15 protein-coding genes are annotated in these 21,650 nt (G+C 49.7%); 5 read left to right on the top strand and 10 right to left on the bottom strand.

What is annotated here, in order from left to right; genetic code table 11:
• Positions 1-42 precede the first annotated feature (42 nt).
• A complete protein-coding gene (gene kdgD, locus ACO0K2_RS02780; protein WP_423015496.1) occupies positions 43-957 on the bottom strand; it encodes a 5-dehydro-4-deoxyglucarate dehydratase in 915 nt (304 codons plus the stop codon).
• A 101-nt stretch (positions 958-1,058) separates the two neighbouring features.
• On the opposite strand from kdgD, the gene ACO0K2_RS02775 reads away from it, so the two are divergent.
• Entirely contained in the window at positions 1,059-1,940 is an 882-nt protein-coding gene (locus ACO0K2_RS02775) for a LysR family transcriptional regulator (RefSeq protein WP_423015494.1), read from the top strand.
• A 9-nt stretch (positions 1,941-1,949) separates the two neighbouring features.
• Here the strand turns inward: ACO0K2_RS02775 and ACO0K2_RS02770 are convergent, their stop codons facing one another.
• The 6 genes from ACO0K2_RS02770 to ACO0K2_RS02745 form a co-directional block, all read right to left on the bottom strand.
• A complete protein-coding gene (locus ACO0K2_RS02770) occupies positions 1,950-3,848 on the bottom strand; it encodes a glycoside hydrolase family 28 protein (RefSeq protein ID WP_423015492.1) in 1,899 nt (632 codons plus the stop codon).
• Entirely contained in the window at positions 3,841-6,636 is a 2,796-nt protein-coding gene (locus ACO0K2_RS02765; protein WP_423015490.1) for a pectinesterase family protein, read from the bottom strand. Before ACO0K2_RS02765 ends, ACO0K2_RS02770 begins: the two co-directional genes overlap by 8 nt.
• Positions 6,633-7,487, bottom strand: coding sequence for a rhamnogalacturonan acetylesterase (locus tag ACO0K2_RS02760; protein ID WP_423015488.1), 855 nt, complete (start codon positions 7,485-7,487; stop codon positions 6,633-6,635). Before ACO0K2_RS02760 ends, ACO0K2_RS02765 begins: the two co-directional genes overlap by 4 nt.
• 34 nt (positions 7,488-7,521) lie before the next feature.
• Complete coding sequence (locus ACO0K2_RS02755; RefSeq protein ID WP_423015486.1) at positions 7,522-9,393, bottom strand: glycoside hydrolase family 28 protein; 1,872 nt, start codon at positions 9,391-9,393, stop codon at positions 7,522-7,524.
• Positions 9,394-9,439: 46 nt separating this feature from the next.
• Positions 9,440-12,145: a TonB-dependent receptor gene (locus ACO0K2_RS02750; RefSeq protein ID WP_423015484.1), complete on the bottom strand. Its 2,706-nt coding sequence runs from the start codon at positions 12,143-12,145 to the stop codon at positions 9,440-9,442.
• Between the two features lie 274 nt (positions 12,146-12,419).
• Positions 12,420-13,127 (bottom strand): FadR/GntR family transcriptional regulator, encoded by a 708-nt coding sequence (locus ACO0K2_RS02745; protein ID WP_423015482.1) that lies wholly within the window; start codon positions 13,125-13,127, stop codon positions 12,420-12,422.
• A gap of 361 nt (positions 13,128-13,488) precedes the next feature.
• Here ACO0K2_RS02745 and garD point away from each other — a divergent pair, with 361 nt between their 5' ends.
• The 3 genes from garD to ACO0K2_RS02730 all read left to right on the top strand — a co-directional run bounded on the left by garD (position 13,489) and on the right by ACO0K2_RS02730 (position 16,788).
• Positions 13,489-15,042, top strand: coding sequence for a galactarate dehydratase (garD, locus tag ACO0K2_RS02740; protein WP_423015480.1), 1,554 nt, complete (start codon positions 13,489-13,491; stop codon positions 15,040-15,042).
• A gap of 56 nt (positions 15,043-15,098) precedes the next feature.
• A complete protein-coding gene (locus ACO0K2_RS02735; RefSeq protein ID WP_423015478.1) occupies positions 15,099-15,920 on the top strand; it encodes an NAD-dependent epimerase/dehydratase family protein in 822 nt (273 codons plus the stop codon).
• A gap of 109 nt (positions 15,921-16,029) precedes the next feature.
• Positions 16,030-16,788 (top strand): sulfite exporter TauE/SafE family protein, encoded by a 759-nt coding sequence (locus tag ACO0K2_RS02730; protein ID WP_423016147.1) that lies wholly within the window; start codon positions 16,030-16,032, stop codon positions 16,786-16,788.
• Between the two features lie 21 nt (positions 16,789-16,809).
• Here the strand turns inward: ACO0K2_RS02730 and ACO0K2_RS02725 are convergent, their stop codons facing one another.
• Positions 16,810-17,724: a LysR family transcriptional regulator gene (locus tag ACO0K2_RS02725; protein WP_423015475.1), complete on the bottom strand. Its 915-nt coding sequence runs from the start codon at positions 17,722-17,724 to the stop codon at positions 16,810-16,812.
• A 109-nt stretch (positions 17,725-17,833) separates the two neighbouring features.
• On the opposite strand from ACO0K2_RS02725, the gene ACO0K2_RS02720 reads away from it, so the two are divergent.
• Entirely contained in the window at positions 17,834-18,340 is a 507-nt protein-coding gene (locus ACO0K2_RS02720) for an SRPBCC domain-containing protein (RefSeq protein ID WP_423015473.1), read from the top strand.
• Between the two features lie 72 nt (positions 18,341-18,412).
• On the opposite strand, the gene ACO0K2_RS02715 is transcribed toward ACO0K2_RS02720, so the two are convergent.
• Positions 18,413-19,324 carry an alpha/beta hydrolase gene (locus ACO0K2_RS02715; protein ID WP_423015471.1) on the bottom strand — a complete coding sequence of 304 codons (912 nt, stop codon included), beginning with the start codon at positions 19,322-19,324 and terminating at the stop codon, positions 18,413-18,415.
• Between the two features lie 16 nt (positions 19,325-19,340).
• Positions 19,341-21,530, bottom strand: coding sequence for a TonB-dependent siderophore receptor (locus tag ACO0K2_RS02710; RefSeq protein ID WP_423015469.1), 2,190 nt, complete (start codon positions 21,528-21,530; stop codon positions 19,341-19,343).
• Positions 21,531-21,650 lie beyond the last annotated feature (120 nt).

Raw genomic sequence — 21,650 nt, 5'->3', positions numbered from 1 at the left:
TGACAGACCTCTTGTCGAAGGCTGCTAAATCATTTGATGCAATCAACTAATCCGTTTCACCAGTAGTGCCAATTCGGCCAATTCACTCTCGGTCAAATCAGTCAGTGGCGTACGGACTGGACCTGCATCACGCCCCACCACCTTCATGCCTGCTTTCACAATAGACACAGCATAACCACGTTTGCGATTGCGTAAAGCGATGTAAGGTAAGACAAACTCATTAAGCATACGATATACCGTAGCATGGTCGCGTGCTCTGACAGCGGCGTAAAAATCGAGCGCAAATTGCGGTACGAAGTTAAAGATCGCTGAAGAGTAGGTTGTCACTCCCATTTCAAGGTAAGGCAACGCAAATGTTTCTGCCGTCGGCAAGCCACCGATGTAAGTGAAACGGTCGCCCATACGAGAATAAATCTTGGTCATCAGCTCAATGTCACCAACACCATCTTTAAATCCCACTAAATTCGGGCAGCGTTCCGTCAATTTTTCTAACTCAACTTCATCGAGCACCTGATTAGCACGGTTGTATAAAATCACACCTAGCTTGGTTGATTTACACACTTCTTCCACGTGATTTGCCACACCACCTTTTGATGCTTCTGTCAGGTAAGGTGGCAACAAGAGAATCCCGTCCGCACCTGCCTCTTCTGCCGCTTTGCAATATTCTTTGGCTGTCGCTGTGCCATAGCCAGCAGGTGCGATGACAGGAATACGTCCCTTCGTTTCCTCTACTGCTGCACGTACCACGCGATCGACTTCTGATGGTGTCAATGAGAAAAATTCGCCTGTACCACCAGCGGCAAATAAGCCCGCAGCGTCGTGGCTAAAGAGCCAGTTTAAATTTTGACGATAAGCGGACTCATCCAGCGAATAATCAGATTTGAAATGGGTAATCGGAAAAGAGAGTAAGCCGCTACCAATCTGCTTCGCGAATTCTTTTGGCGTGTATTGCGTCATCAGTGTCACCTGTATGTTGTTAAGTTGTGCTGGTATTCTTGCACTCTGATCGATTCAAGTACAGAATAAACACTGTCTCAATCAATACCTTTTTTGAATCGATGTTTGAACTCAGCCATTTACGATGTTTTGTGGCAGTCGCCGAAGAACTACACTTTGGGCGTGCTGCGGAACGACTCAATATGACGCAGCCGCCCCTCAGCCGACAGATACGGCTGTTAGAACACCAGGTGGGGACAGCCCTGCTAGAGAGAAACAGTCGCTCGGTACAACTGACGGCGGCAGGACGCAGTTTTTTACCTGATGCACACAGGATCTTGCGACTCGCGAATGAGGCAGCATCGACAGCAAGGCGCATCGCTCGGGGTGATTCTGGCTCCCTCGCGATTGGATTTACGGCGTCGGTCGGTTATGGCTTGCTACCGGAGATCGTCAAACGTATTCGGGATATTTCACCCGATATTCGTTTAACGTTAAAAGAAATGGTGAGTAGCGACCAGCTAGAGGCATTAGACGCGAGACAAATTGACTTGGGTGTCCTCCGCCCACCGGTCGATCATGGCGACATCGAGACGCTTCCTTGTTCAACAGAAGCCTTGGTGCTCGCCATACCAGAGCGCCTAAAAGATGAGTGGCCTTTGAACCCGATTATCAATGATTTTGACCAAAAACCTTTATTGATGTATTCGCCGTACGAAGCCAAGTATTTCCATCTCTTGCTGAGTAGCTTATTTGAAAAATCTGCGGTCCAGCCGGAGATCGTAGAATACGTGAGCCAAATCCATACCATGCTCGCGTTGGTACGAGCAGGACTAGGCGTTGCCGTCATTCCACAAGGTGCGTCCACTTTACGGTTTGATGGGGTTATATTTCGCCCCATCACCACCGTCCCCATCCAGCCAGTCATCCAGCTTTATGCATTCCGCAAAGGGAATGACAATCCCATCTTGCAACTATTTAAGTCACAACTTAAAAATCAATAGAACACCCATTTATGCGGTATAGACCCCATCCATACGGTGTCCATCAATATGGACATCCTTGAGCGTTAAATCCGCCACGTTGTACAAATAAATCGGATTATTTTTTTCTACTGGGGTACCAAAGTCACATTGCGATACCCGCACACGCTTCACAGGGAGTACCACAGGTGCCGGAGCTGGCCCGTTATAATCAGAGGCGACCGGACCCAAAATAACGATCGCCTGATAGCACGAATGCTGCCCCGATGCGGTTGCGACATTGCCCGCAGTCACATTCGAAATATAAATGTCTTCAACGACGGGTGGCCGAATTCTGACTTGATCACTGTTCGGCGTGTAATCACAATCAAAGGTAATAATCGCTCCAGCAGCAGTTGCCACCGTTTTTGAACGAATCGGAGAACCGGGCAGTGAAGAATAAAAGGATGGTGACGTCTGAACGCCATTAGGAATCTGAATATTATTGACGTAAAAGTGCCGTAGAAAGCCACCACGGTTCAGATTGGTTTTTAATCGAATTGCCGTATTTAAGGGGTTGGTCGCCCAGTGCAGGTTTTCTAACAACAAATCGCGAGCATAGACATATTGAATGCCGCCTGCCATTTCGCTTCCTAGCGTTACCCCGCCATGCCCCGATTGCATTGTGCACTGCTGAATCACGATATGTTCTGAGGGACCGTATTGGGTATCGTTGTTCTTACCTGCTTTGATCGCAATACAGTCATCACCAGTATCAAAGGTACACTGGTCAACGACCACATAGCGACACGCTTCGGGATCAAAACCGTCATTATTTGGACCGTGACTTTTGGCATGTACTTTGCGAATCAATAAATCTTCACAATGGACAGGATGATGTTGCCAGAACGGCGTATTGCGAACTTCATAGTTTTCCAACCATACATGCTGACAATGAATGAATTGGATCATGGGTGGCCGGAGGTAATGCCCCTTTCCAAAAACGCGGCGTTCTATTGCTACTTTCGCTTCTGACAAGGCAGGCAAATAGTTCGCATCCGCACGCCACTGATCGCCCGGCCCCAAAATCATGGCTTCTAACTTTCCATTGACGTGACCGCCAACCGAAGAAAGCGACGTCGCATTGAGAGGATTGATGGTGTTTTCAGAAGAAGCGCCTTCCCGGTAATGCGGAACGCTATTTTGCCCGACGGCATGATGTGTTTTGAGCTTCCCTTTCCAGGTCCACCAACAGTCACCCTCCTCATTAAACGGAACACCACCTTGACCATTGAGAACGGACGTCCAATCTTCTCCTGTGAGGGCAATATGGTGTTGATTGATAGCGTAAACCATGGGGGTGTAATTGAGGCAATCATTACTTTGCCACCGCGATACCGACAACTTCCCATTTGCACCACAATCGACATCACCGTATTTGGCGTAGTCTTCCGGGCGATGACTGAAATATAACTGCGCGCCAGACTCCAGGTGAAAATGGACATAAGAGAGCAAGACTACCGGCCCCGCAACATACCAATCGCCGCGAGGCACAATCACTTTGCCTCCACCAGCATCGTGGCAAGCACGTATTGCCGCAGCAATCGATGCATAACAATCAAACGCGTCATCAGCAGGTGTATCCGCCAAGGCCTGCTCCTCAAACGAGATCCATGCCTGTACTTTCTTTAATGGACAAGGCTTCGCACCAAAATCAGTGATAGAAAATGTCTGGGAAGGAAACTGCAAAGGCACAGTCACACGACGGACAATCTCATCGGCCTCCGCCCAAGGATTCGGCAACGCACCTGTCTTTGCGGAACTCGCTTCATTGACCGTATTGGCGAACGTATTCAAGCTCCCCAAACCGCAGCCACTCAGTGCCATGAGACTGATTAATCGGCGACGTTGAATATTCGTTAATCCCGCACCACTACGTTGCTTACTCATTGTTATTCCTATTGTTCATCGATGACGTTTCGGTCACGTTGTGATATTCACCCAAGAAAATATCGCTTGGTGGTGGCGTCACGTAGCCTAAATCTTTTTGTGGATCAATCGGACTTGCTTTCAGATAGCGCCAGAAATCCTCGCTAGAATACTGCGCAGGTCGGTATGGCAAAGTTCCGACTTTGTTCCAGTCGGACCAGGGATGTGTTTGGTTAATGTGGTACCCAATCACTGAATTTAACACCACCATTTTTCCGACATGCTCCAGTGTTGCCTTGGTGATCGTGCCCGTAGGTGCTACAAAGCTATCCTGATCTCCAGCCAGACACTGATAGCCGTCCATCGGTACGTGTCCATAAGGTGTGCACCGTTGATTGTGAAACCACTGACGCGCTAAAAAAAACTTCCCTGCTTTGGCATTGGCGCTACCATCATTCGTAAACCGACAATGATCAAAAACGAATCCAAATTTGCTATATAAGTTCGTGCTCGGTGCGGCAACATAGGAACTAGAGCGATCTCCCAGCGATTTGACTTCAGTATTCAGAAAGAAAGCGGTCGCGTCACCAAAAATGAAGTCGACATCGCCTTCGATATACGAGTCCACAAAAAAGTGTCGTGCAGTTCTCCCCCCTTCTTGCGCTCGCATATATAAGGTATCTTGAAACCCGATCAATCGAATGCGCTCAAACTGGGCTCGATCAACGCCATCCGTCATTAACGCGAGTGCCTGATGATGCACCATCAACATCTTGGCGTAGACACCATCACCAGCACATCCCGCTTCCAAACATTCTTGACGGGCGTTACCCGTTGCCTTGTTATAACTGTTTTCAATCGTGATATCACTTGCCTGAAATGCCTGACTTTTCACCCACAATACGGGCGTACCAAAGGTGCCGATGATCGGCCGCTCGCGCACGCTGTTAAACATTGCCAATACTGATGGTGGTGCGCTGGTGAACTGGGTCTGAAATCGCTGTGCAAACTGCGTTCCAGTGATGGCGGCGTCGATATTCGCGCGAATGGTTGTGACGCCTGCGCCAGCACCAATCAAACTAACTGGATGGGTTGTGGAGGGGAGATACACCAACTCATCATACGTACCCGCAGCAACTTGAATAATGACGCGCTCAGTGTTCACACGATGCGCTGTCTCATCATCAATGAGCTGATTCACCGCCGCTTGTACGGATGAAAAAATAGGAGCGCCGTGTTGTGTGCGCGAGGTATTGTGCGCTTTGGCGTCCACATAGTAGATTCCGTGCTGTTGGTGATCGGCACTCACTTGTTTGGAAATAGGATGCGATAGTGGATCCCATGGATCAGCGATTTCCTTCCCTGGCAACCCTGCGTAACCGAGTACATTCGCGTAGCGATACAGTGCGGCCTGATCTTCAGTTAATTGCGGACGACTGACGATGACAGGATAGTCAGGAAATGGCATCCACCTCTGAGCACAAGTCGTCATGCCCTTGCCACCACTTTCTTTTGCATCATCCCCTTTTGTCTCTATCCACTGAAAATCTGCATTCAAGGAAGAATTGATCGGTTGGTCCAGCCATCGTGCAGCGACTGCTTCTACCCGACTACCTGGAGCGATATGGACATCGTGCATGAGCAAGGTCAATGGATGCGATACGTCAAAGCCTCGCAAAATGATGGCGCCAGGCGTCGCGCTGTCCACATGATCGAGTTCAATCGTGGAATAGACCGGAATGAGATGACCGGTAGCGTTCTTTGTATAGTGCGTATCAAAGTCGAGCGGCGCTTTCACATTACGTAGGCAGACATCTCGATACGTGATGTTCTCGACAAGACCACCACGAGAGACGTCACTCTTGATTCGCAAACCAGATGTCGTGCCATCCATCACTAAGTGCTGAACGAGCACATGGGAAACACCTGCATTTGTTTCGCTCCCGATCGACATCCCGTGACCACTATAAAAATAGCTCTCGGTGACACTGATCTGGGTACTTGGACCACTATTGCCACCTTTAATCGCGACGTTATCATCACCAGTACGGATGAAGCTCTTGGTGATCGTGATATTACGCGATGAAACAGGGTCGATACCATCGGTGTTTCGCGCATCAGCTGGCGTGTCTATATGAACACCCCACGCAGTAAAGCCATCTACATGGGTTAAGGTGACATGAAAATTGGGCGAATTCTTGAGCCATATCTGATACATCGTCATGTCATTTGAATTGCTGATCTCAATCAAACGAGGCACATTTTGATGACTATTTTCTCGTTGTGCGCGTCGCGCGATTTGCCACCAGCTTTCATCGAGACCAATGACTTTTTTCCCGCCCTGACCATCGATAATACCGCCGCCAAAAATACCCGCATGGGCGGACTGCGTGATATCGATGAACGGAAAGCATGCGCGACCACGCTGATCTGTCGTACCGCAGCGACCATCGCCTTTATCAAAATCCTGTGCTAATCGGGACGCTTCCAAGGTCACGCCCTCATTCACAAGCAACGATACGCCTGGCTTTACGCGGATAGCGCCACTCAGGAAATACGTTTTTGTACCACGACCATTGAGGCGCACGGCCTTGCCTTGCTGGCATTGATCGAGGGCTGCTTGTAATCGGGCGGTGTCGGGTGCTGTCTCACTTTGCTGGTCCACTTGCTGCAAATCAAGGTTCGCATTTAATTCGCTACAAATCGCTGGCACCACAGGCTCGTGTACCTGACGGGCATCCTGCGCGTAAGCCGTTGCTCCGGGTAACAGCAAGCTCAATAAGAAGAGATAAAACAATGGCCGGTTCATGGTTGACCTTTAGTGGACGTCATCGCGACTAACTCAGGGTGGAGTTTCACTAACTCCTGAAGCACCATGGCAGAAAAAAGTGCCGCCCCTTTTTTACCAACGTGCGTGCGATCAAAGGCTGATTTGGCCGCACCCTGTTTTTCAGTCTGCTTGGTATCAACCGGCGTCGGTGTTTTCTCTGGCGGAGGTGCCATCGCCAAGGTATCGGCCTCGGCTTGCCCCATTTTCTGTACTGCCTGACTACTGATGAAATTCAAGTCAATCACTTCTATGCGCTGATGTGCCGCCACATCGATGGCGGATTGGGCCCAAGGACGCAAATTATTTTCCAACACTCCATCCACAAACGTCCGTCGGGTTAATGGCGTCACCAAGATAGGCGTGCCGCCGGCTTGTTTCACATCCAGCACATATTGTTCTAGGTTGCGGGGAAATTCAGTCGCGAGGTCGGTTGACCGTCCTGGCTTGCCTGGCTGATCATTGTGACCAAACTGAATCAGGACGATCTTCTCTGCTTGATCGCCTTTTCTGAGCGTTTCCATCACTTTTTCCCATAAGCCTTCAGCGCGATAACTGGCGGAACTCCTCCCGCCCCGTGCCGCATTGAGGCAGCTTACCGCCGCGGTGAATGCTGCACAAAACTGATCGCCGTAGCCTGACGCTGTTGCCATCGTCGAATCACCCACCAAGAGAATCTGAACGCGCTGTGGTGGATTGTTATTGTGTAGCGCATGATCCGGAGCAGCTGATGCAGCGACATCATGTGCCCCTGCTCCAGTGCAGCCAGCGTTACTGATCAATAAGGCCAGACCACCCAGTACCGCTCCTAATTTTTTTATCATGGTATCCATTTTTATATCAACTTCTGTACTGTACCCGAGGGCATCACGGTGCAGACAAGACACGGTTAAATACAGTGCTGCCGATACGCACTTTTTTCAGCGCGATATTTTCTGCGTTAAACAGATAGATCGGATCTTTGCTATTGACAGGCGTCCCCAAATCACAATCTGAGATGCTGACATTTTTAACAGGGAGTATCTTCGGACGGTTGGCTGCCGGACCGTTATAGTCAGAGGCAACAGGTCCCAAAATAATGACCGCCTGATAGCTAGAAAATGTACCACTCGCCGTCTCGACAGTGCCAACGTTGACATGGGAGATGTGAATATCCGACACCACCGGCGGTCGCGTCCTCACTTGATCGCCTGTCGGATCGTAATCACAATCGATCACAATCACCGCGCCAGCGGACGTTGCCACGGATTTCGCCGGAATCAATCCGCTCGGAATCGGCGTGAAATAGGACGGCGTGGTACGAATCCCATTGGGTACGTCGATATGGCGGATGTAGACATGCTTGATATAGCCACCCCGACTCATATTGGCTTTTAATCGAATCGCGATATTGAGCGGATCCGTTTTCCAATGGCTATTTTCCATCACGATATGCTGGACATAGATATTGCGAATGCCACCAGACATAATACTGCCAAGCGTAATGGCACCATGTCCACTGTGCATGTGACAGTGTTGAATGACAATATTCTCCGATGGGCCAAACTGAATATCCGGTCCCTTACCAGAATCGATGGCAATACAATCATCGCCCGTATCGAATTGGGACTCTTCGATCAATACACCATTGCAAGACTCAGGATCAAAGCCATCATTGTTCGGCCCGACGCTGTTGGCATAAATCTTCTTCACATAGACATTACGGCAATCGACCGGATTGTGCTGCCAGAAGGGACTGTGTGTGACTTGGTATCCCTGAAATAATACATTGGTACAACTGATGAACTGCACCATGTGAGGACGTAAGAAATGGCCCCGTCCAAAGACACGCTTCTCGGCCGGAACACGCGCTTCTGCTAAGGCGCGAAGATAATTAGCATCTCGTCGCCAGAGTTCGCTGTCGCCTTGAATAAACTTAGCTTCCTCTTCACTCAGATGCGGCGCAACCTCGCGCAGTGAATGAGGATTTAGTGGGTTGATCGTGTTTTCTGTTTGCGCTGGATCGTGTTGTACCCATTGTCCGTTCCCAGTCGCTCCGTCGCTCAGTGAACCGGGCTTACTCCGCCCTTTCCAAGACCACCAGCAATACTCGCTTCCAGGAAAACTCACACCCGCTTGACCATCGAGAATCGACGTCCAGTCATCGCCGGTTAAAGCAATGTTGCGCTGACCGCGTGCGTAGATTAACGGTGAATAATTTAAACAATCATTCCCCTCCCAGCGCATCAGGGTCAATTTCCCGTTGTCTCCGCAATCGAATTCACCGTAGCGCGCATAATGCTCTGGCTGCTGACTGAAATAGACATGCGCCCCAGACTGTAAATGTACATGCACGTTGGAAAGCAAAACAATCGGGCCTTCGATATACCAATCGCCTTTCGGTATCACAACGCGACCACCACCGGCTGCGTGGCAGGTTTCAATCGCCTTTCGGATGGCGCTATAGCAATCAAACGCACCGGCGACGGGGGTTGTACATTCTTTTTTTTCGACAAAACTGACCCATGCCATTACCGTGGTCAACTGGCACGGTTGCGCACCGAAATCGGTGACTACAAAATCACGTTGCGGGAAAGGGCGTGGGCGTCGACACCGTTCAATAATAGTATCGGCTTTCTGCCAGGGATTGGCTGCGTTTTCAAACCGCGTTGCCCACGCAGAGACATGACTGGCAGATAAGGCTGTGGCTGTCGATGCCGCTAAGAGCATGCGACGTTTTTGATTAATTGGCTTATTCATACCTAGGCTTTACTAGCCCCCGATGACTAGCACCGGGGGTGTCGCATTAGAAGTTGTAGATAGCTTTGACGTTGAATGCACGACCAATTGGGCTTGCCGCACTGCTCAGATAACCGTAGGTATAAGCATTGCTATTTGTCAGCGGCGGTTTCGCATCAAACAAATTAGAAACACCCGCGGTAATCACAGTAAGTTTAAAACCGGTATAGCTCGCCGTTAAGTTAACCACAGAATACGACTCGATATCCCGATAGTATTGTGCCGCCACCAAGTTTTGATCGTGATAACCCGTATTAAAGTTTTGTGTCAGTTGCGCATTCCAATCACCCTTGTTCCATGACAGCGTCAGGTTATGCTTCCAACGGAAGGTAATAATTGGGAAACTGGATGTCGTACCATTGCTCGCTGCACCAAAACGACCCACGTTAGAAATCCAATCACCACCTGCTTCTAACTGATTATCAAACTGCGTCAGATAAGTTCCATCTAACTGCACTTTAAAGTTACCGAATTTGGTTTCTGGGAAGTTATAGGTCGCGGAGACATCGATCCCTGATGTGCGCTGACCACCCAAGTTCATCGTCACATTTTTAATGTACGCAATGGTGCCGTCTGGGTTACGGATAAACAGATTGGCATATTTCTGTGGATTGAGGAAATACACTTGCTCTGGCAAATTGGCGATCATATCGGTCATCTCGATATGCCAGTAATCTGCTGATAACGTAATGTTAGAGGTTGGCTCTACGACTAAACCGAGACTAAAACCTTTCGATTTTTCTGGTTGCAGGTCAGGATTGCTACCGGTCTGTTTCGGAAAGGTGGTATTACATACCGTCGACGAAACCACACCCGCTACTGCCTTACCTGTGCCCGCGACACCTGGCGTTCCGCCTGGGCAAAGAATTGGATCGTCCCATTTAGAAGCTGTTGTTGTGTTGGCACCAGGTACCCGATAGCCATAACGATCAAACAAGGTCGGTGCACGGAAGCCGGTGTTTGCTGATCCGCGGAACATGATATTTTTTGTTGGCTGATAACGGAAGCTCAATTTAGGATTCACGGTATTACCAAAATCACTAAAATGGTCATCACGAGCAGCAAAGTCGACATCTAATTGCTTGGTAATCGGAAAATCGATTTCCAAGAAAGCCGCAGCAACGTTACGAGCAGCTTTCGCATACGTTGGCGAAGTGCCCGCATACGTAACAATTGAGTTAATCTGCGCTTTTGAATCCCAGTACGTATCCCGGCGGAAGTCGCTTCCCAGCGCCAGCATAATCGGACCACCGGACAAGCGACCAATTTCGCGAGATGCACTGATATCCGCACTCGTTAAGGTCACATAAGAGTGGCGAGCTTGCGCACCGTCGACAGAGATACTTTTTAAATACGCTTTACCAGCAGCATCCTGTAAACCAAACGGATTCAAAATACCCTTGGTTAAGCCATCCAACAACCCTTGACCAGTGACATAGCCGCTGTCGAAATAGTTATCGCGTTGGCTGTAGCCATACAAGAAACCTGTTTTGAAATCCCATTCACCAAAACGCCCCTCATCACTAACGGCCAGTCGATGATTGACTTGAATATCTTTGGTCGTTGCTAATCCAAGATCGGCAACGCTCCAGGTCACGGTCAATGGTGCGCCATTCAAACCAGCCACCGCTGGGACACCACCGCTATTGCCAGGATACCATTTGCTTGTTGACGGCAAGATGGCATTCACGCCATTGACCGCAGATGCTGTCGTTGGATTTTTGGTGGAGATAATATATTCCTCACCGCGCATGTAATCGACCGTCAGGGTATTGTCTTCACTCAACTTCTTCGCGAACTTGGTATAGAACGTCACCTGTTGATTGCCATACAAGGCCATGCCATAGGCACTCGTATTCAGAATACAAGTATTCTTGGCACCGGGTATGGAATATGGCGCTTGACAGCCCGTCGCATAATACGGATTTTGTGCAGTTTTATTGGTTGGAGTCGTGAAGTTAGCGGGTGTTGCAACACCGCCGCTACCAAGAGCAACAGAGCGTCCCAAGCTTGCCAAGATGTCTGGCGTACTTAATTCTGCGCGGTCGCTTGCCGCTAATGGGCTACGACGGTGCGCATCTACTGTCGCAAACCAGTTCCAACCGTCTGTTGCCAAACTACCCTTGCTGAAGGTTGCCGATACACGCTCCTCATCACCTCCGCCATGTTTTTGTGGCTGGACGGTTTGCACGCTGACCGACGCTCCTTGAACATCACGCTTGGTAATGAAGTTGACAACACCACCAATCGCATCAGAGCCATAGATCGACGATGCCCCGTCTTTCAATACCTCAACTCGCGCAATGGCGCTCATTGGAATCACATCCAGATTGGCATAACCATCGGCAGTTGCTTCATTTGCTAAACGGCGTCCATCTAACAATACCAGCGTACGATTCACACCCAAACCACGCAAGTTGATATTGGTCCCTGAGCCTGCATTCGAAGGGGCGAGAGAAAATGATTGCGGCAATGCCATCATAAAATCGGCCAACGTCGTCATACCGCGCTTTTCGAGTTCCTGAGCGGAAATCGTCGTCACGGGCAATGAACTTTCACTCGCGATACGACGAATAGATGACCCGGTGACCTCCACTTTCTGGGCATCTTGCGCTTGTAATTCTTGCGCGCCAACGTCATTAAAGATCGCAAGCAGTGCTGCGCTCATTGTAGTCAAGGCAAAGCTTCGCCCACGTAACTGAATACGTTTCATTTTGTGTCTCCTCAAACTCTTATTTTTCAAATAATGTGCATCAACTGTTCGATGCCGTCTGGAACACCTCGCGTGTTCCGTGCCGCTGCGACGAGGATGGATCGTGATCCACCGAGGTCTCAGCCGGTCGAAAAATGAGTCAAACCCTGGTCAAAACGATGGCGAATTTTGATTCGCTTCTTTTTATTTTTATTTCTTATAAGTAATTATTATTGTTAACTTTTTTTAAAAATTTTAGGCAAAAATTTTCCCTTCCTTACTACTTCTCGCCGTCTTATCCTCGAGAAAATGTTCTCGTCACCCGTTCAAGATGCGACCGCATCGCTTTTCTTGCTGCCGCTGGATCATGTGAAGCAATGGCCTCTAAAATATTACGATGATCCTTCAATGTTTCTAAGCGCAAATCTTCTGTCTGAAAATGCTCTTTTAACTTGTGCCACAAGCGACCACGTTGGTTCCATAGATACTCAGTGACCCCAACCAACGCACTGTTTCCTGTTGCTCTTGCAATCGCCATATGAAAATTCCGGTCAGCATTTTCATTGGTCGCGTAATCGTCGTGCTTCACTTCCATTTCAATGACCGCCCTCAAAATGGCATCAATCGCTGAATCCGTCGCTACGCGGGCGGCGATCGCAGCCACTTCCGATTCAATCAAACGCCGCGCCGACAACACTTCAAATGGCCCTGCACCTGCTTCCGGCAATGTTGTTTCAACCTCTTCAACGACTTGGCTTACGTACACACCTGAGCCGCCTCGAACATCCACCACCCCCGTCAATTCCAGCGCAATTAAAGCTTCACGCAATGAAGCACGAGAGACATTCAGTTTTGATGCCAACTCACGCTCTGGCGGCAAGCGCTCACCAGGTTTGATGCCATCAGACTCAATCAAGGCCTGAATTTTTCCAGCAACCACCCGATAGAGCCGCATCTCTTGCGACTGACCTTCACTATGAGGCAAAGCACTTTTTTTCGTCATTCCACAATCCCACAACTAAAACAGATCATCAACGACTCCGGTCAGGCCATTCTAAATTGGTCTGACCAAAATCACAATCAAGACTAGCAAACTTTTTTGTAAAGTGGCATACTCGCCACAAATCAGGTAGGTTCTGATTATAACGATTTTTATGAACTCACTGTCCAAAAAACAGTATAAGTCATTGAATAACAACATAAATTCAATGATTTAATTCATTAAATATGCATTATTTTTTACATATTCAAAAAAATTTATTTAAAAAATCAATGAATTATTGGTACATCCAATCATAAAATTGGTCAGACCATTTAAGCAAAATCTAAAAAAACATTCATTTATTCCTCGCATAGGTTGCCTCATGACGTTAAGCAATGACTCCCGCCCTCTCTATATCAAAATGCATGATGCTGACAATGTGGCCATTGTCGCAAACGATGGCGGCTTAAAAAGTGGGGCAACATTCCAATGCGGCCTTAGTCTCATTACCGATGTCCCACAAGGACATAAGCTCGCACTGACTTCTATTGCAAAAGGCGATGCGGTACGGCGCTACAACGTGGTCATCGGTAACGCCCTGCGAGATATCCAGCAAGGCGAATGGATTAATGAATCCATGTTGACGCTGCCTGAAGCAAAGAAACTGGATCACTTGCCCAAATCGACCATGCTGCGCCCCGACCTCCCCCCGCTCGATGGCTTTACTTTTATGGGGTATCGCAATGCCGACGGCTCAGTGGGTACGCGTAATTTGTTAGCAATCACCACGACAGTACAATGTGTGTCAGGCGTCGTCGACTATGCCGTTCAACGCATCAAAAAAGAGTTACTGCCCAATTATCCCAATGTCGAGGATGTGATCGGCATCGAACATACCTACGGTTGCGGTGTCGCGATTGATGCGCCGGGCGCAGAAATTCCTATCCGGACAATTCGTAATATTGCTCGCAATCCCAACTTCGGCGGTCAGGCCATGATCGTCAGCCTCGGTTGCGAGAAACTTCAGCCAACTAAATTATTCCCAGCTGGCAGCATTCCCATTCAAAACAATGACACGCCACCTGTCGTCTGCCTGCAAGATACGGCGCATGTCGGTTTTGAATCGATGATTGCATCGATCTTGCGACAAGCAGAAACCCACCTCAAGATTCTTAACGAAAGACAACGCACCGTTTGCCCCGCATCCGATCTGGTTGTTGGCGTGCAATGTGGCGGCAGCGATGCCTTTTCGGGCGTCACTGCTAATCCCGCTGTCGGCTACATGACGGACCTATTGGTACGTGCGGGGGCAACAGTGATGTTCTCTGAAGTGACCGAGGTGCGTGATGGCATCGATCAACTCACGTCCCGCGCCACAACGCCTGCCGTCGCAGAAGCGATGATTAGAGAAATGCAGTGGTATGACGATTACCTCAAACGCGGCGGTGCAGATCGCAGTGCGAACACCACACCCGGTAACAAAAAAGGCGGACTCTCTAATATCGTTGAGAAAGCCATGGGCTCGATCATTAAATCAGGCACATCCAACATCTCTGGCGTGTTGTCTCCAGGTGATCGATTGACCCAAAAAGGATTAATCTACGCCGCAACACCTGCAAGTGACTTTATCTGTGGCACTTTACAAGTCGCAGCAGGGATGAATGTTCACGTCTTTACGACCGGTCGCGGAACACCCTATGGATTAGCCGCGGTTCCTGTCGTGAAAGTGGCAACACGTGACGACCTCGCGCAGCGTTGGCATGATTTGATGGATATTAATGCCGGAAAAATCGCCACAGGAAAGGCCACCATTGAAGATGTTGGCATGGAATTATTTGAACTCTTGCTTGCCGTTGCGAGCGGAAAGAAAACCTGGGCAGAGCATTGGAAGCTCCATAATGACTTCGTCCTCTTCAATCCAGCACCCGTGACCTAAGGCCCGATCGTGCTACCTCATAACAACATCAACAAGATAACTCACTCGAGACCACTATGAATGCCAACGTATCCGAAAAACCTTTTCACCGTATTTTGCTCACTGGCGCAGCAGGGGGATTAGGAAAAATTTTGCGCGAAAAACTAAAACCATGGGCAGACATTATTCGTCTGAGCGATATCAGCGACATGGGTGAAGCAGCCGAAGGCGAGGAAATTGTTCAGTGCAATCTAGCAGATAAAAAAGCGGTGAATGACCTCGTGAAGGACACCGAACTCATCCTGCATTTTGGCGGCATTTCTGTCGAGGCACCTTTCGAAGACATTTTGTCGGCGAATATCCAAGGTACCTATAACATCTATGAGGCAGCCCATCTGCACGCTGTGAAACGGGTGATTTTTGCGAGTTCAAACCATGCCATCGGTTTTTACAAAACAACGGAGCACATCGACGCTGATGATCCTGTTCGTCCAGATAGCATGTACGGCATCAGTAAATGTTTTGGTGAAAATTTATCGCGTTATTATTTTGATCGCTTTGGGCTAGAGACCGTCTGTGTTCGTATCGGCTCTTCATTCCCCGCGCCCAATAACCGTCGTATGCTCACCACCTATCTCAGCTATGATGACTTGGTGCGGTTATTGCACAGCGCGGTGTTCACACCCAAGGTTGGCCATACGATTGTATTTGGAATGTCGAACAATCCTTCCAGCTGGTGGGATAACAGAAAAGCGGCTCATCTCGGCTATCAACCGCAGGATAGTTCTATCGCTTTCCAACATCTCTTCCCACCATCTGGCGATTACCCTGACGCCGAAGATATTGGTGCCAACTACCACGGTGGGTCATTCATCACCAGCGGACCGCAATACAAATAGCAATAAATAAGTCTAGCTTCGGGGTGATTTGGCCCCGCACGCCCTGTCGAAATCAGATCGGCTACAATGTCCGATCTGATTATCCCTTCATCACCGACTCCACATGACCATCGCACATCAACCTTTGCATGTCTTATTATTGATCGCTCTTGCCGGGCTCTATGCTGGCATGCAAAACGCATTAGCGGGTGGCGGATCATTCATTACTTTTCCGGCATTATTGCTCGCAGGACTCAATCCATTGGCCGCCAATATGAGTTCAACCATTGCCCTCTTCCCAAGTCAAATCGCAACTGCCATCGCTGGCAGAAAAATAGCGAGTGGCGTCGGTGGCGTGAAATTTCGAGCCTTATTTATTGTGAGCATCATCGGTGGGATTATCGGCGCTATCTTATTGCTCTCGACACCGGTCAGTATTTTTTCCAATATGGTGCCTTGGCTCGTGCTCTTTGCCACGACAGCATTTGCATGGGGAAGTTTTGGATTTAAACCCAAAGCCAGTGGCGAAGCTAATCACTTGCCCAATTGGGTGATTTTAAGTGTACAAGGATTGATCGCGATCTACGGCGGTTACTTTGGTGGTGGTATTGGATTTTTAATGTTGGCAGCACTAACCATCGCTGGCCAGCAAGTGCGTACTGCCGGTGCAACTAAAAATGCCTTAGCAATGACGATGAATGCGTCCGCTGTGGCGATTTTTGCGTTTTCACCAATGATTAATTGGGCCGCTGTCGTTGCGCTAGGAATCGGCGGCGTTTTAGGTGGCATCACCGGATCGTGGCTCATGCATCGCTTACCCGAGCGATTACTCCGTGGCTTTGTGGTACTGGTTGGTTTATCACTGACGATCTGGCTGTTTGTACGCTAGGCAAGGAACCACGCCGCGTCTCTACCTCGACGTTACGTTGTTTCGCATGAAATCCACAAATGCCTTCACTCTGGCTGAAAGGTGACGGTTTTGTGGATACATCAAAGAGAATTGACGTGACCGTCCCCCATAGGCTTGCAGCACCTCAACCAGTTCTCCCCGCTTGACCGCTGCATCAGCAATGAAGTGATAAGTCTGAAACAGTCCACCACCTGCATGCCCCCAACTCACGCACCCGAACGCGTCATCCATTAACCGCAATCGGCTGTGAAAGACGTAATCGATTTCCTCGCCGTCTGGATTCTTCAAAATCCACGGCATCGGTCGTCCTGTTGTCGGCAAAATAAACTGCAAACAATCATGGTGCGGTAAATCGTCTAGCGAATACGGAACACCACGCCGCGCAAGATAATCTGGTGTCGCAAACACCCCCACCGTCGCCTCTTCCAGTTTGTAGGCAATTAAACGCGAATCTTGCGGAGTGCCAATACGAATAGCCAAGTCGTACCCCTCATCGATAATATCGACAACGCGGTTTGATAAGCTCATCTCTAACTCGATGTCTGGATATGCCGCCGTAAACTGCTTCAAGAGCGGCAGCAACCGATAATTGGCGTAGAGTGTGCCGACGCTTAGTCGCAAGGTGCCACTTGGCACTTTCTGATGCCCCGCGATGACACGTTCAGCTTCAGAAATTTGTTCGAGTGCTTGGCGACATTGCTGCCAATACAACTCCCCCTCCACTGTCAGGCGCACATTGCGTGTGCTACGGGCAAATAGCCGCACCCCCAACCTTTCTTCTAGGCGCTTGATTGAGCGACTTACCGAGGCCGGCGTCAAACCCAGGGACTCCGCGGCCGCAGAAAAACTCGCTAACTCTGCCGCCTTGCAGAAGAGTTCCACACTTCCTAACTGCATGCCGTCGAATGCTCTCATGATTTATTCACTGATGTAATAAATGAAGTTATTTTAGCGCCATTTATTCATTGAATGTTACTAGATAAAGTAATGACCTTCTCTATCATCATTCACCAAGGAAATCACCATGAGCGATATTATCTGGCCAGAAGGCTACGTCCCAGGCTATACCGATAACTTTTGTTCCAACGAAGTCATCGTTACCGGACTCACTACCGCTGACGTCTGGCCTCTGTTGAATACGCCACACATGTGGCCTACGTATTATGCCAATTCGGCCAATACTCGCTTCCATGACGGCAAAGGCCCAGAACTGGCACCGGGAGTTCGCTTTTACTTTGAGACGTTTGGTTTTCCTGTTGAAGCGCAGGTAGTCGAATATACGCCTCCCACCAAGGGTCAGGCAGCGCGTATCGCATGGCACGGCTGGGCAGGTAGCACACCAGAAGACCGCCTCGATGTTCACCATGCGTGGCTCATTGAAGAGCTATCAGGTGGACGTCTGCGTATCCTCACTCAAGAAACGCAAGTGGGACAACCCGCCAAAGCGCTTGCCCTCGCCAAACCCAATCCGATGATCAACGGCCACCAAGACTGGCTCGATGGTTTGGTGGCTGCTGCTAGGAATGTATGAAGTAATTTGCTACTTGCGAAATCACGCATGCGGAATAGCATGCGTGTACCGCATCCATTTCAATCTATCCTGTCAAGGTCCCACCAGACCATGAGACTGCATCCACCACATGAGTTCATCAAACCAGTGGTCACTCGTTGTCCCTTTTGGCTTGAGATCAAAGCCGTGACCACCGTGCTCGTAAATATGAAGTTCGGCTGAGGCTCCCGCCTGGCGCCACGCATTATAAAGTTGCATGGCGTCGTTGGGCTGGTACTCATCATCGGCAGCAGCAGCAATGAAGGCTGGCGAAGCATTGGCAGGCACTGGCGTACGTAATCCTCCGTAAAGCAAGGCAACGAAATCCGGCCTCGATGCTGCCTCACCAATGGCAAGGTCTGTGGCAAGAAAAGCGCCAGCAGAAAAGCCAATAAAGCCGATGCGATGAGGATCGATACCCCACTCATGAGCACGTTGTCTTACGATCTTCATGGCACGTGCACCATCCTCGACGGCATGTTGTTCGCCTGCAAAGCGTGGTATCTCAACTGGAGAACCGCTCTGCGCCCGTGCCATCAGCCGCTCCATTTCCTTCAGATGAACCTCTGGCATCTGCATTGGATCAGCCGCACTGCGAATAGTGCGGTATTTGAGGACCAATGCAGTAATCCCACGCTCAGCGAGTCGACGTGCAACTGCCGTTCCTCCCGCATCGTAGCCCAGCCCAACAAAACCGCCTCCCGGCGCGACGATCATGGCGGTACCATTTGCGTGGCCAGGTGCTGGACGAAAGAGCTCAAGCGTGGGCTCGCTGACATTACGGATCATCCTGCCATCCACGTTATCTAAATGCTCTCGTATTTCCGGAACCCCTAGCGATCCGATCGTCTCATTGGGGTAGAGGGGAATAATCAATTGATCATCCGTCGAGGTATGCGCAGTCGCTGCCGTGGAAAGCAGTATCCCGAACATCCCTAGGCAAATTTTTCGCGTGACATGGCTCATGAACATTTTTCAGCTTTCAGAACTGCGTTTTAAGGTTGATGAAGACAGAACGAGGCTGCACTGGCATGACGAGTGGACCACCCAAATACTGGTAGGTATCGAACACGCGTAGTCCAGTGAGATTCGCCACCGATCCCTGAATCGTAAACCGACCCATATCATAAGATGCTTGCGCATCCACCATGGCATAACCTGGTACGCTCAGCGTATTTGGCAAGGTGAGTTGACGAGCACTGAGTGCCGTTACGCCTGCGCCGATTGATAACCCTTTGGCTGCTCCATGAAGGAATCGATAGTGTGCGGCGATACGTCCGCTATTCCGAGGTACGCGAGCTAATTCGTTACCGACTGGAATAACGCTATCAGCTGTCACTGTCGTATTTGTATGCGCATAATTGGCGAGCAACGAAAACGCCGGTGATGGCTCCCAAATCAAGTCGGCCTCCACGCCGCGCGCTCGTTGCTGACCTGTCTGGATATTGAATCCAACATTATTAGGATCTGCAGTAGCTACATTATCATGCGTCTGATTGAAGACCGAGAAGGTTCCCGATAAGCCCGCAGAAGGGAGTGCCAGCTTCAACCCACCCTCGATATTTTGCGAGGTCTCAGGCTTGGGTACGCCAAGTCCAACAAAGCCAAATGGCGCACGAAAAGCCGTGGCATAACCAGCAAAGAGCGCGACGCCGGGGGATACATCAAAGGTTGCACCGATCCGAGGAGAAAATCGGTGATACGATTGGTCATTCGCGACGCCAATATTGCTGACTTCTGTAAATTGAAGCTGGGTGTAACGGAGCGCACCCGTCACGTGCAGTCGGTCATATGTCGCCTGATCCTGAAGATAAAATGCCATCGTTCGATAATGGTCGGTCTGAAGATAATTCACTGGCAACTGCGGCGTATAGGCAACGTTGTACACTGGATTCGCTAGGTTGATCGTTCCCTCAGGCGTGTTGCTCACAAAAAGTCCCATGTTGCTAGAAAACCGAGTCCAATCATAGTCCCAGCCCCCTAATAGGACATGGGTTCCCCCGAGCATATTTACCTTCGCCTGAAGATTGGCATCGAACGTCACTTCTTCGGTATCGGTAATCATCGTGATCGGAATAATTGGATAAACGGTGGGCGTTGTGGGATCCGGCGCCAGCATGTCAGGATCAACCAAGCTACCATACTCTCGGATCGCACTCTTATAATAACGTCCGTTAACGGTGAGCTTCACGTCATCCGAGAATGTATGGCGCAATGTCGCCTGCCCCATATTGTTGTCATTTGTTGTTTGCGGCTGTTGAATTGGCGAACCTGGGAAGGCATTACGGTCAATTTGTCCCGACAATGCCGGTCCTGCTGGCAAACCTGAATATTCTAATTGGCTACGGCGATTGGCTTGACCTTGGAGCAGCAGATCCGTCGCAGGATCCACCTGAATTGACAGACTAGGCTGCAGTGACCAACGTTGCCCATGGACCTGATCGATCCAGCTATCATTGCTTTGGTACTCGCCAGCAATCCTGGCCGCCACACCCTGTGATAAAGGAATATTGATGTCACTCGCTGCACCTTTGGTAGCGTAGCTACCGCCACGCAGCTCCACAGAACCACCGAACTTGTCATTTGGGCGCGCGGTTTCGATATTGATGACACCGCCTAATGGCGTTCCTAAACCACCACCGTATAGCGTCGTGCTCGGCCCTTTAAGAACGTCAATCTGCTCCACGCCTACCAGACTGGTTGGATCAAATGCTTGTTGATTGCCTGCATAGATCGGTAAACCATCGAGATAAACTTCGGCAGGAAACCCTCGTACGAGTGGCGGAATCAATAACTGCTCTTCAGACCGCGTGGGAACGACACCAGAAACGTTCACCAAAGCTTCACCAAGTGTACGACGGTCCTGCTCATCGAGTAAGGTGCGGGTGAGCACTTGCACTGACTGCGGCACCTCGATAAGTGGCGTTTCTGTGCGCGTTGCAGCCGCTGCTGCGGGTACTGCGTAACGCTCGCGCTTTCCAGTGACAATCACTTGTTTAATGTTCCAACTCGACGCATCTTGCGTTTGATTGGTCGTCGATTCACCCTGATTGGTCATTGCATCCACCGCGGCCGATGGCTCAGCAATCGATGCAACTACTGCCTCCGCATGGAGGTCAAGGCTAGTAGCAAATGCCGCTGCCACACAAACACACATATACGTCTTTTTCATCTTCATTCCAATTCAATGTAGGGCAATTTGTTCGTCACCATGCTGCTGATGGTGAACGAAGGAGAATTCTTGGCGTCATCATGCTGACAATCGAAAACATCCATCAAACGATCGATGTCA

Source organism: Undibacterium sp. MH2W (assembly GCF_049340215.1).
In the GTDB taxonomy this organism is placed as follows: Bacteria; Pseudomonadota; Gammaproteobacteria; order Burkholderiales; family Burkholderiaceae_D; genus Undibacterium.
Note: the sequence above shows the minus strand (reverse complement) of the source record. Positions and strands in the feature narration are given on the sequence as shown.

Excerpts from the sequence above, each read along its gene's own strand:
- ACO0K2_RS02715 (WP_423015471.1), bottom strand. The coding sequence starts at position 19,324 with ATGAGCCATGTCACGCGAAAAATTTGCCTAGGGATGTTCGGGATACTG.
- ACO0K2_RS02765 (WP_423015490.1), bottom strand. The coding sequence starts at position 6,636 with ATGAACCGGCCATTGTTTTATCTCTTCTTATTGAGCTTGCTGTTACCC.
- ACO0K2_RS02770 (WP_423015492.1), bottom strand. The coding sequence starts at position 3,848 with ATGAGTAAGCAACGTAGTGGTGCGGGATTAACGAATATTCAACGTCGC.
- ACO0K2_RS02745 (WP_423015482.1), bottom strand. The coding sequence starts at position 13,127 with ATGACGAAAAAAAGTGCTTTGCCTCATAGTGAAGGTCAGTCGCAAGAG.
- ACO0K2_RS02755 (WP_423015486.1), bottom strand. The coding sequence starts at position 9,393 with ATGAATAAGCCAATTAATCAAAAACGTCGCATGCTCTTAGCGGCATCG.
- ACO0K2_RS02725 (WP_423015475.1), bottom strand. The coding sequence starts at position 17,724 with ATGAGAGCATTCGACGGCATGCAGTTAGGAAGTGTGGAACTCTTCTGC.
- ACO0K2_RS02720 (WP_423015473.1), top strand. The coding sequence starts at position 17,834 with ATGAGCGATATTATCTGGCCAGAAGGCTACGTCCCAGGCTATACCGAT.
- garD (WP_423015480.1), top strand. The coding sequence starts at position 13,489 with ATGACGTTAAGCAATGACTCCCGCCCTCTCTATATCAAAATGCATGAT.
- ACO0K2_RS02775 (WP_423015494.1), top strand. The coding sequence starts at position 1,059 with ATGTTTGAACTCAGCCATTTACGATGTTTTGTGGCAGTCGCCGAAGAA.
- ACO0K2_RS02710 (WP_423015469.1), bottom strand. The coding sequence starts at position 21,530 with ATGAAAAAGACGTATATGTGTGTTTGTGTGGCAGCGGCATTTGCTACT.
- ACO0K2_RS02760 (WP_423015488.1), bottom strand. The coding sequence starts at position 7,487 with ATGGATACCATGATAAAAAAATTAGGAGCGGTACTGGGTGGTCTGGCC.
- kdgD (WP_423015496.1), bottom strand. The coding sequence starts at position 957 with ATGACGCAATACACGCCAAAAGAATTCGCGAAGCAGATTGGTAGCGGC.
- ACO0K2_RS02750 (WP_423015484.1), bottom strand. The coding sequence starts at position 12,145 with ATGAAACGTATTCAGTTACGTGGGCGAAGCTTTGCCTTGACTACAATG.
- ACO0K2_RS02735 (WP_423015478.1), top strand. The coding sequence starts at position 15,099 with ATGAATGCCAACGTATCCGAAAAACCTTTTCACCGTATTTTGCTCACT.